The sequence below is a fragment of the Candidatus Clostridium helianthi genome (genome assembly GCF_045310795.1).
Classification (GTDB): Bacteria; Bacillota; Clostridia; order Clostridiales; family Clostridiaceae; genus Clostridium; species Clostridium helianthi.
Genome location: NZ_JBJIAB010000016.1, coordinates 98,898 through 110,355, shown reverse-complemented (window position 1 = coordinate 110,355; position 11,458 = coordinate 98,898). Strand labels below are relative to the sequence as shown.

The 11,458-nt window shown below is 29.9% G+C and carries 12 protein-coding genes; 6 read left to right on the top strand and 6 right to left on the bottom strand.

Features of this window, described 5'->3' with window-relative positions:
* Window positions 1-128 precede the first annotated feature (128 nt).
* The 4 genes from ACJDTP_RS13860 to ACJDTP_RS13845 all read right to left on the bottom strand — a co-directional run bounded on the left by ACJDTP_RS13860 (window position 129) and on the right by ACJDTP_RS13845 (window position 3,715).
* Window positions 129-446: a hypothetical protein gene (locus ACJDTP_RS13860; protein WP_078116636.1), complete on the bottom strand. Its 318-nt coding sequence runs from the start codon at window positions 444-446 to the stop codon at window positions 129-131.
* A 234-nt stretch (window positions 447-680) separates the two neighbouring features.
* Window positions 681-1,481 carry an epoxyqueuosine reductase gene (locus tag ACJDTP_RS13855; protein ID WP_406761534.1) on the bottom strand — a complete coding sequence of 267 codons (801 nt, stop codon included), beginning with the start codon at window positions 1,479-1,481 and terminating at the stop codon, window positions 681-683.
* A gap of 587 nt (window positions 1,482-2,068) precedes the next feature.
* Entirely contained in the window at window positions 2,069-2,779 is a 711-nt protein-coding gene (locus ACJDTP_RS13850; RefSeq protein ID WP_406761533.1) for an AraC family transcriptional regulator, read from the bottom strand.
* Window positions 2,780-2,995: 216 nt separating this feature from the next.
* The gene (locus tag ACJDTP_RS13845; RefSeq protein ID WP_406761532.1) at window positions 2,996-3,715 is read right to left on the bottom strand and encodes a helix-turn-helix domain-containing protein; all 720 of its coding nucleotides are present in this window, start codon (window positions 3,713-3,715) and stop codon (window positions 2,996-2,998) included.
* Window positions 3,716-4,409: 694 nt separating this feature from the next.
* Here ACJDTP_RS13845 and ACJDTP_RS13840 point away from each other — a divergent pair.
* The 3 genes from ACJDTP_RS13840 to ACJDTP_RS13830 all read left to right on the top strand — a co-directional run bounded on the left by ACJDTP_RS13840 (window position 4,410) and on the right by ACJDTP_RS13830 (window position 7,107).
* On the top strand, window positions 4,410-5,432 hold the full coding sequence (locus ACJDTP_RS13840) for a zinc-binding alcohol dehydrogenase family protein (RefSeq protein WP_078116632.1): 1,023 nt from the start codon (window positions 4,410-4,412) through the stop codon (window positions 5,430-5,432).
* A gap of 174 nt (window positions 5,433-5,606) precedes the next feature.
* Entirely contained in the window at window positions 5,607-6,614 is a 1,008-nt protein-coding gene (yiaK, locus tag ACJDTP_RS13835) for a 3-dehydro-L-gulonate 2-dehydrogenase (protein WP_078116631.1), read from the top strand.
* Between the two features lie 19 nt (window positions 6,615-6,633).
* Window positions 6,634-7,107 carry a NanQ anomerase/TabA/YiaL family protein gene (locus tag ACJDTP_RS13830; protein WP_406761531.1) on the top strand — a complete coding sequence of 158 codons (474 nt, stop codon included), beginning with the start codon at window positions 6,634-6,636 and terminating at the stop codon, window positions 7,105-7,107.
* A 300-nt stretch (window positions 7,108-7,407) separates the two neighbouring features.
* Here the strand turns inward: ACJDTP_RS13830 and ACJDTP_RS13825 are convergent, their stop codons facing one another.
* Complete coding sequence (locus ACJDTP_RS13825) at window positions 7,408-8,301, bottom strand: AraC family transcriptional regulator (protein ID WP_406761530.1); 894 nt, start codon at window positions 8,299-8,301, stop codon at window positions 7,408-7,410.
* A gap of 269 nt (window positions 8,302-8,570) precedes the next feature.
* On the opposite strand from ACJDTP_RS13825, the gene ACJDTP_RS13820 reads away from it, so the two are divergent.
* From ACJDTP_RS13820 to ACJDTP_RS13810, 3 genes are all read left to right on the top strand, one after another.
* Entirely contained in the window at window positions 8,571-9,818 is a 1,248-nt protein-coding gene (locus ACJDTP_RS13820; protein ID WP_406761529.1) for an MFS transporter, read from the top strand.
* Between the two features lie 36 nt (window positions 9,819-9,854).
* Window positions 9,855-10,469: a sugar O-acetyltransferase gene (locus ACJDTP_RS13815; protein ID WP_406761528.1), complete on the top strand. Its 615-nt coding sequence runs from the start codon at window positions 9,855-9,857 to the stop codon at window positions 10,467-10,469.
* Window positions 10,470-10,531: 62 nt separating this feature from the next.
* Window positions 10,532-10,921: a VOC family protein gene (locus ACJDTP_RS13810; RefSeq protein WP_406761527.1), complete on the top strand. Its 390-nt coding sequence runs from the start codon at window positions 10,532-10,534 to the stop codon at window positions 10,919-10,921.
* Between the two features lie 296 nt (window positions 10,922-11,217).
* Here the strand turns inward: ACJDTP_RS13810 and ACJDTP_RS13805 are convergent, their stop codons facing one another.
* Entirely contained in the window at window positions 11,218-11,328 is a 111-nt protein-coding gene (locus tag ACJDTP_RS13805; protein WP_236886675.1) for a putative holin-like toxin, read from the bottom strand.
* Between the last annotated feature and the right edge of the window lie 130 nt (window positions 11,329-11,458).

Sequence of the window (11,458 nt, the reverse complement as noted above, 5' to 3'; positions counted from 1 at the left end):
CTTCACTTCTTATTTTTTCCATATAAAATTTTATTTAATCACTAAACCAAGCCGTCGCTTTTAGCGATTTAGTTCTTATAGAAAATTGAGCATTAAAGTAAATTAAAGAGGCACTGCATAAGTGCCTTTTAAGAAAATGTCAAAAGAACATTATTATATATTATAAACTTATAATCATATTTAAGAGGTGCTATAGGAATTTCAGTGGAGTTAGCGGGTATTCGAATGAGTTGTTGTATTTTTCTATCAGCATCAACAATAATTAATAGTCCGTCAACGTAGGGCTCATGATTCTGAACCTTATAACTAATATTTTCTCTTAAATTCAAATCTTTCATGGCATAAAAGCCTTGAGAATAAGTTTTTAACTGGGCAGTAATTGTTATTGTATTAAAGGTAAATGATATAAGTAAAAAGACAGAAAGAGTATATATGAATTTTTTCATTTGATAAGCCTTCTTTCATAATTTTAAGGTATATACTATATAACTAAAATTATTATGTGAGGATGTAATAAAAATATTCATGAAAAGTTATGCCCTAAAAGTGAGAAGGCAAGTTTTATATTTGGGTTCTCACTTTTAGGGCATTTTATATTGTGGTAGAAGAATTTTATATATAAACTTTTGAGTTTATTAAATAGTCTATTTATAGTGGAGAGGGAAGGCCATAGATGCAAGCTATTTGATAAAAAATGTGCATGGTGTATTTACTACGCACTTTCCACATACTTCACTACCTATACTGTTTGGCTCATCACCAGATTCGTCGGTGTAAGAACTTCCAAACTCTGTATACAATTCTGCATTTTTCATTAGTACCACATAGCATTTGTGTCTGTCATATCCATCTAAAGTCAATGCACCTGATGGACAATGTTTTACACATACACCACAGCTTCCATTCTTTTTATACAGGCAAAGATCTTCTTTTAAAGGCGAATCTGCTTTTACATCTAGATTTGTCACAATGGTGCTATATCTTCCGCAGCATCCAACCTGAGTTATAAGCATGTTATTGATACCAAAGGTTCCAAGACCAGCAGCTTTTGCAAAATGACGATGAGACCAATTGCTTTTTAATATCTTCTGGTCAAATGTAGAAGCCTCTGGTGAAATATCTGCATGATATCCGAGTTTTCGTAGTTCTGATATCATATATCCATTAAGCTTAACAAACATTGCATTAGTTTCTTCATAAGCTAGTGCCCATTCGGGAGAGGAAACATCACCAGGAGCTCCATTGGTTATAGCCAATTCTTTAGTGAATGGGACAAAGTATGCTATGACAATTGATGCATCGGAAAGTACATCGGTTGGTAATTTATGAGTTGGTGTAATAAGCTTCTTAAAATTTAAAATGTAAGGATTATTAGCATCAGCAAAACCTACTAAAGGCTCACCCCATTTTGTTGAAATATTATCTTGCTCCTCATATTCTTTAACAAAGTTTTTTATCAATTTAGTAATTTTTTCTTTCATACTAAAGCATATCCTCTCTTTATACAAACTATTTCTTTTAACATTTATAATTTTAGGTAAGTTCATACAATAAGTACGACTACTATTTTGGAAATCTATATAGATAAATCAATTCAGAATTAGGCTTATTAGATGAACATATTTACAAAGTTATTAAAACTTTAAGTTTGTATCTTCATTAGAAATCAAAAATATATTTTCATAGCTTTTCGGAATCAAAATATTTATGATTTCGGTAACTTATCACATAAGTCTAATTATAAATTAGATTTATACTATGAAATATATCCCAACTAGAAATGGGTAATATATTTTTGTGGAATGTTTCATTGGTAATTTTGATGGATGTGATTCTTTGGCTATAAGTTGTTCCAAATGTGCTAGTTCAAAGCTTGTTCTTTGAGGCTAGCATTTTGGGTGCAACTTTATAGCCTTAGAATCACCCATCAGAATTACCTAGAAACTGGAACAAAAGTATGTTATTCATTTCGGCGAGTTATATGCATAAGTTCAGGCCTTAGTTGGGTTATCTATATTATATCGCTTCTGTTAGATAAATCTTTGCTAAAATACAGTTGGTTTTTAGTCTATTCTTTGATGTTTCTTCTAAACTCGGCAGGTGATATTTTTTCTAGGTTTTTAAATACCTTGGTAAATGATGAATTGTGTTCATAGCCAACCATTTGAGAAATTTGCAAAACTGTTAAGTTTGTATTTAAAAGGAGTTCTTTTGCTCTTTTTACTCTTAAATTTTGTATGTATTCAGTAGGAGAGACATTCATATTATTTTTAAACCATTCACTATAATAACTAACGTTGTAATGCTCTATATCTGCTAGCTTTTTTAAATCAATATCTTCGGTAAAATTATCATTAATATATTTAATGGAATTAGGTGAATTTTCAGTAGTAATAAAATTATAAAAGTAGAGGAATAAGTTATTTATGGAACTAGATGTTTTGTGAACATCAGCTTCATTTAACAATAAATATCTTATTGCCTTCCATTTTTCATCAAACAAAATATCCTGTCCACCACACATTTTTTCCATGTCATATTTGTTGAGCATCTTATCAGGTATATCCAATACTAAGAATTCATTAGTATTATCAGCATTAAAAGTATGTTTGCAATCTGGAGGAAGAAAGAATAATGAATCATCTTTTAAATCTAATTTCTTATAATCAGTTTCTATAGAAAGGGAACCTTTAAGTGGCAAGATAAGTTGTCCATATTCATGAGCATGAGTATTACTTTTAAAACTATATATTCTACGCTCACATTTTATATTATCCAAGAGTATTACTCCTTTCTTTTATTATAATTTACGATTTATATATTAAATTTATTATAACATAAATATGGAGATGCTATCTTAGATACTATACCTCCAATAAGCTATTATGATAATAGTTGGTCATACAATTTGTGATTCATGTTATTTAACAAAACTATTAAACTAAAGAGTTTAGAACTTCTAAGATTTACAGCCCTGTATATTGCTCTTCTTAAATCATTCCATCGAACTTATGTTAATTGATTTGTATTGAGAAGGAGATACTCCTACATATTTCTTAAAGCATTTGCTAAAGTAAAAAATATCATTAAATCCTACTAAATATGAAACATCAGATACTGTGTGACCATCCTTTAGTAAATCTTTTGATTTACGAATTCGTATATCAATTAGATATGAAATAGGAGATTTTCCCGTCACGTTCTTAAAAATATTTTCTAAATAGGATGGGCTTATATTAATAGCCAATGATAGATCATTCAATGTTAACTTATCAGTAAAATGATCTGTCATATACGAAATTACTTTTTCAACTTTACGTATACTATCGTAATTAAAATCGTTTTCGAAATTTCTTTGTAAAAGTAGAGATAAAATTTCTGAAAATATAGATCTACCCTTAATAACTCGATTATGTTTTTCAAATAGCCAAGTTCTTGTGAATTTAGAAAATAAGTCTAACAGATGAGAAAATAAGAACTTATCTTCAATCTTATTTATGCTGGAAAAAGGTAATTCTGCATTACGCAGTTCCCAACTATCACCATTAAAATAAGGTAATGTATATAGGAAATCTATAGTATAACATTTCATTAAGTTATCTGGAAAAGTATATCCTTTACGAGAATCGCCTGGTCTGTAATATACAAGACTTCCTTTAGTAACTTTAAATTCATCGTTATTACATGTTAATACAGCTTCACCATCATAAACCAAAATAATGTTATGTTTATCGTAGATGGGTGAACCTTTGAATTGCCAATTAGGAGTACATTCACGATTGGCTACATATGTAATTTGTGTAAAGATATTTTCGAAATCTTCTATTTTGAATAAGTTAATAAGAATCGCTCCTTTCTAAATGTTATGTTTTTAATTTATGTAGGTAAGTAATTTAAATTATTGACTTATATATGGCTAGTATTCGATCAAGTATTAAATAACTGAGCATGTATAAGTTCTCTATAAGATATAGTAATATAGTACAAATATAATCACATTGTACATGTTTTATGTAATCGAATTAATATACAATATACATGAAGATGAAGAACATAATATCAGAGCCTAGATAGCTGTTTCTATTATAATTTCTTATTCTATACTATTGCAATAGTTCTAGAAAAAGTTTCATTAGATTAAATGAAATTATACAAATAATATATGTTTGAAAATCATAAATTAATGTCTGAATTTGTTAATTTTGAAAAGTATGAACTACAAAAGGGCTATCTTAAAAAACTCTTATAAATCAAATATTTAAACGAGGTGATTACAGAACTATTATAAGTTGAAAATGTAAAATTTAAGATAATGATTTAGTATCTTAATAATACGCTGAGTTTTACGAAAACGTTGCCTATTCTTCTGTATTAATTAGAAGCTTGGCTATAAAAAGGGGGAAAGTCTTATGAAAACAGTTATAATTAACAAACCAAATGATTTGCAAATAATAGAAATGGATAAGCCTGTAATAACTGAGCATGATAATGTATTAATAAAAATGAAAGCAGCCGGAATTTGTGGCTCTGATGTTCATATTTATCATGGGCAGAATGCAGCAGCAACTTATCCAAGAGTTATTGGTCATGAAATGGTAGGCGAAGTAGTAGAGGTTGGTAGTAATGCTACTAAGATTAAAGCTGGAGATAGAGTAATTGTAGATCAAGTGGTAAATTGTGGCGAGTGTTATGCATGTAGGAAAGGAAGAGGAAATGTTTGTGCTAACCTAAAGGTAAGAGGAGTACACATTCATGGTGGATATCGTGAGTATATTGCAGTACCAGAATCTGATGTATATATATTACCAGATAATTTATCATATGAAGATGCAGTAATGATTGAGCCTGCTACTATTGCAGTACAAAGTTGTTCAAGAGCAGAACTTACCAAAGAAGATACATTACTTATTCTTGGATGTGGTGCTCTAGGCAGTAGCATATTAAAGATTGCAAGATTAAGTGGTGCCACTATTATAGTAGTAGATGTAGTAGATGAAAAAATAGAAGAAGCGAAGAAAAATGGTGCCACATATGGAATTAATCTTTTAAAAGAAGATGTTGTAGCAAGGGCTAGAGAATTAACTGGAGGATACGGCCCAACAGTTTCTATAGATGCAGCTTGCACAAAAGATTCTCTTGCTACACTTTTAGAATTAACAGGAAATGCAGGTAGAGTAATTACAATGGGATTCTCTATAGAACCAACAGCTGTTACACAATTCAAAATTACTGCAAAAGAATTGGATGTAAGAGGATCTAGATTACAAAATAAAAAGTTCCAGGAGGTTCTTAACTTAGTTGCAGAAGGAAAGTTAGATTTAACAAATAGCATTTCTCATAAATTTAATTTCTTAGATGCACAAAAGGCATTTGATTTCGTAGATAGTAGGGATCCTAGTATTAGAAAAATAGTACTGACTTTTGATAATTAAATGAAATTTATAGAGTAATAACATTATAAATTAATAAAAAATAAAAGTTTATAAAAAATTATCTAGTGTTAGAAAACTTACACAAGCTATAAAATTATCAAACAAAAGTATTAATTATGTAAAGGTTTAAGTAATGCGAGAATTTACACAAAAAATGAAATGGAGGATTTGTTTATGACAAGAGTATCTTTTGAAACAATGAAAAATGAAATTAAGCGTGTGTTGTTATCAGTTGGAATGGATGAGAAAAAAGCTGATATTTGTGCACAAATTCACACAGAAAGCAGTGCAGATGGAGTTTATTCACACGGGTTAAATCGTGTTAGCAGATTTGTTGATTACGCAAAAAAAGGGTGGGTTGATGTTAATGCGGAGCCTACTTTGGTAAATAAATTTTCTTCAGTAGAAAACTACGATGGAAATATGGGGCCAGGAATACTTAATGCTAAGTTTGCAATGAATCGTGCAATGGAAATAGCTTCAAGTCAGGGAATTGGACTTGTTACTCTAAAAAATACAACTCACTGGATGAGAGGCGGAACATATGGATGGGATGCTGCTAATAAAGGGTATATAGGTATTTTGTGGACAAACACAGAATCTTGTATGCCTGCATGGGGAGCTAAAAGCACTTGTGTAGGAAATAATCCTTTTATTATGGCAGTTCCAAGAGAAAAGGGGAATATCGTTCTAGATATGGCGATGTCTCAATATTCTTATGGGAAATTACAAGTTACACGATTAAAAAATGAATTGCTTCCTTTCCCTGGAGGATTTGATAAAGAGGGCAATTTAACTTCAGAACCAGGGCCAATTGAAGAAAGTATGAGAATATTACCTATGGGTTACTGGAAAGGATCAGGGTTTTCGATATTATTAGATGTAATATCAGCTGTAATATCAGGTGGATTAGCTACTGCTGAAATAGATAAAGTTCAAAAAGGAAGCTGTGGAAGTTGCAATCAGGTATTTATTGCAATAGACCCATATAAAATATTAGGAAAAGAGCAGGTTGAACAATTACTTGACAACACTGTAGAATATATTAAATCGGCTCAACCAACAAAAGATGGTGGAGAAATATATTATCCTGGAGAAAATTCAAAGAATAAAAGAGAAGATCAAATGAAAAATGGAATTATTGTAGATGACGGTGTTTGGAATGAATTGTTAAATTTATAGATGAAGGAGTGATTATAAAATGATATTTGGAGATTTGAATCATTTAGAAATTGAAAAGAATATATATCCAGCAGCAATAGTTAAAGCTCTTGAGTTTTTAAAAAATACTAATTTTAGTGCATTAGAAAATGGAACCTATGAAATTCAAGGAAACGAAATTTTTGCAAAGGTATTTGAAACAGAAACTGCGCTTTTGGATGAAAGAAAGCCAGAAACGCATGGTAAATTTATAGATATACAATATTCTCTTGAGGGCAAAGAGATTATTGGGTTTGCTAGAAAGACAGGAGAGCAGAAAATTAGCGACAATCTATTAGAGAAAGATGATAATGTCTTTTATGAAAATGATATTAAAGATGAAATCTATTTAAAAATGAATCCTGGTACTTTTGCTATATTTTTTCCTTATGATGTCCATAGACCTGCATGTAATTATGAAAAAAATGAAAAGATAAGAAAAGTAGTAATCAAAGTATCGGTAAATTGTGTGTAGCACTAATGATATAAATAATGTCTGAAATTATAAAAATAAAACAGACCATAGAGGATTAAAATCTGTTAATTGAAGATTAAATGGTAGAATAAAGTCAAAAAGAGTTATATAAAAAGTAGACAAATTCTATCTTCCTAATAAGTTACTGTATTAAAAGGTATTAAAGATCAAGGAGGATAGGATGTCTACACAAAAATATGTACCAACATTTCTTATTTACAGATGAGGGGAATGGAATGCCAACTTTCAGAATATTTCTCTGACTACAATGTTTTCCTCATCATGTACTAATCTTTTTTATCATAAAATATTAAATTTCTTTTTTCTGTATTCTGAAGGAGTACACCCTATTGTTTTATGAAATATTTCCGTAAAATAGCTTGAGCCTGTAAATCCACATTGAAGTGCTATTTCAGTAACTGAAAGGGAAGAAATCTTTAGGAGTTCAATACTCTTTTCTAGACGATATTCTGTTAAATAGGAAACAGGAGTCTTATTCAAAATAAGCTTAAAAATATCACAACAGCTACTACGACATACATTTCCAGCAGCAGCAATTTCATTTAAAGTGATTCTTTTTTGATAATTTTTCTGTATATATCCTGTCATATTATGCATAGCTTCAAGTTTTTTGTCATCAGCTGTTTCTTGAATGGAAATGCTATCTTTTATATTGTTATAAAGGCTAAAACATATTGTATTAAAAAGGCTCATGACATGTAATTCAAATCCATCTTTTTCTTCATTACATAATTCATAAATGTTTTTCAAAAGCTCAATCAAGTTTCTCTGCCAAGTGATTTCGGGATGCAATATAAAAAATGGATTGGATGTGTCTTCACATACTGGCAGTATATAAGTTTTCTTAATTCTTGTAATGCTAGAAATAAGGGATGGGGGAAACAAAATACATATAAAATTACAATCAGAACCATCAGCAGAATATCCATAATGCATCTGTTCAGAATTTATAAAAATTGCCTGCCCTTCTTGTAATTCATAGCTCTTACCATTTACAGAATAAGACATTTTGCCATTTAAAAGTAAGATGAATTCCCAGTCAGTATGCCAATGGTTAGCAGCTGCCATAGCTGGGTAGTCTGAAAGTAAGGACTTTTTTGCACGAATAGGAAAATCCGCAAAGTTATAAGATACAACTTCTGAGTTATCATTTAATAGTGTCATCTTCAACATAGTCGCCCCTCCAAACGGTATGAATATCAATTAATATACTATTGTTATAAAAATATAGCTTATTCTTATATTTTTAGCAGTAATTATGGAATATTATTATAATATAAACAATGAAAGAAAGCAATTAAAGAAGAAAGTGATTTTCATGGAAAAACTAAACCTAGTATATCTATAGGGGGAACTGATTGTGAGAGGAATGAAGAGAATATTATATCAGAATTAAAATCTTTTCTGTAGTAATATTAATTTGAAAAGGTGGAAAAAGAGAAATGAAAGCCAAAAGAGTACACTTAGAGAGAGCAAATATAGTATTTATTGGGCTTGTTATAATAAATATATGTGCATCCTACCTTGTTGGCAGCACAGGAATTTATGTGGCTACAGCTTTTCGTGAATATGGCAGGATAGATTTGTTTAATGCTATGTTTGTAATAGAACCACTAGCAAGAAGTATATCATTACTTATTTCTGGTAGAGCAGGAGAATATTTTGGACGTAAACAATTGTATATATGGAGTGTAGGTACGTTTGCTTTAAGCGTTGGAATTAGTGCAGCAGCATCAAGTGGAACTCTATTTCTCATTGCTAGAGGAGCTTCAGGTTTCTTTTGGGGACTATTTTTTGCAAATGTATTTACAATGATAAACGATATAGTATCTGAAGAAGAGTATCCAGTTAGGATCGGAATTATGCAGACAGTTTATTCATTGACGCTCATTTTGGGTCCAGTACTTTGTGGAATATTTACAGAGAGATGGAGTTGGAGGATATCCCTTGCTATACTGTTTCCTTTATTTATAATTGGAATGATATTTGTGGGATTTTTTATGCCAAGAAGTAAAACAAAAAATAGAATCATTATAAAAAGCAGCATAAAGGAATATGATAAAGGAGAAAATCTTCATATAAATAGAAGAAATAAAAAAGAATTATTTATTGTAAAATTACTAAAACAAAAGGGATATTTAACAATTATTTTAATTACTTTTATAGCTACATGCATTTCATGTAGTGGTAATTACATACCACTTTATGCACAGACAGTTTTAGGAGCAAACACTACTATTAGTGCTGTTGTTCTTGCTCCTTGCAATATATTTGTTATGATATTATCAAGTGCCTCTGGCATATATATTTCAAAGAAAGGTTGTACAAAGGCAATTTTTATACTGATGTCAGGCGCTATTTTGATAGGAACACTTATTTATGTATTAACATTGTTTATATCAAGTTACTTTGTGATCATATTATCTACTGCAATTATTGGTATTGGAGTTGGAATACATCAAGTTGTTCCATTTGCGTTTGCACAGAGGCATTTAGATGATAAACTAATTGCAGAAGGAATATCATTTATTAGCTTTGTACAAGGCATTGCAGGAGTTATTGCAGGAATGATATATTCAGCAACAATGAGAAATGGAATAGCATTTTCATTGGCATTTACAGTTGTGTATAGTGTTTCTTTAATATTAATTGCTATATTTAAATACAAAGTACCTCAAGGTGAAGAATAAAATAATTATATAGATAAAGAAAAGGGGAATAGAAAGATGAATCAAAAGGAAAGAATGCTAGCAGGATTACCATATAAAGCTTGGTTAGATGGACTTGGTGAAGAAAGAATGGAAAATAAGCTAAAAATACATGAATATAATTTACTTCGTCCAGATGAAATGAATAGAATGGAGGAACTTATCAAAGGTATTTTAGGTAAGACTGGTGATAAAGTTTGTATAGAGCAGCCATTTCACTGTGATTATGGTAAAAATATTGAAGTAGGCAATAACTTTTTTGCTAATTATAACTGCACGATATTAGATGTAGGAAAGGTAATAATAGGTGAGAATGTTTTGTTTGCACCTAATGTATCAATTTATACTGCTGGGCATCCAATTCATCCAGAGTCAAGAAATTCAGGTTATGAGTATGGAATTGACGTTATAATTGGAGATAACGTGTGGGTAGGGGGAAGTGTTGTAATAAATCCAGGTGTTAAAATTGGAAATAATGTTGTAATTGGTTCTGGAAGTGTAGTTACTAAAGATATTCCAGATAATGTGATAGCAGTAGGAAATCCATGTAGAGTTGTACGCGAGATTACAGAAGAAGACCGCAAATATTATTATAAAAACAATGAGTTTGATGTTGATGATTACAACGTTTAATTAAATTTAATAAATTAGCACAGAAATTTAAAGTTAATACTAAAGGTAAAGGAAGTGTAAATATGAAAATTGAACATGTGGCTATATGGACTAAGGATATAGAAAAATTAAGAGACTTTTATGTTACTTATTTTGAAGGAGTTGCTGGAGATAAATATACTAATCATAAAAAACAATTTGAATCATATTTTATTAAATTTGATTCAGGAGCAAGACTTGAAGTTATGCAGATGCCAACAATTCCTTCAAATTTAAATGATACTATTAATCAATATATTGGACTAATTCATATTGCCATTTCTGTTGGCAGTGTTGAAAAAGTTAATAATCTTACTGAGTCATTAAGAAATTCAGGTTATAAGGTAGTAAGTGAACCTCGCTATACTGGAGATGGATATTATGAAAGTTGTATTTTGGATCCAGATGGGAATAGAATAGAAATAACTGAGTAGGACTAATAACCTTAGGGAATATAATAATATATAAGATATTTTATAGATGTAGATTTCAATAAAAATATGTGTTTATTTTTTTGTTAAAATTGATATAATATAAGTAAGATTATAAATCTATGATTTATTTAATACAACTTGCATATAGTGTAAGTAAATAGTAAAAAAATAAAAATAGTGAAAAACATACTGCAATATGCTTTTCACTATAGTATATAATTCTAGTTGCTTAGGCAACTGGTATCACTAGGATTTTTATTTAAAAAATAGTAGCCTTCCAATTGAACCTGGGGCTACTATTTTTTTGAGATTTTTTCTATAAGAACCACTATTAATGTTAACAGCGATATTAAGAATAATCCACCTTGAAATAGTAATGTTAAAACGTCATTACTGATAAGTATCACCTCCCTTCAAAAAAGAGGTAAGTGATACCAGTAGCCCACAAAACTATTGAATTATACATGGAAATTATATCATAATATTTAAAAGGTTTCCATATAAGCGGTGGCAAGAATATATAAAAATCTATTATTG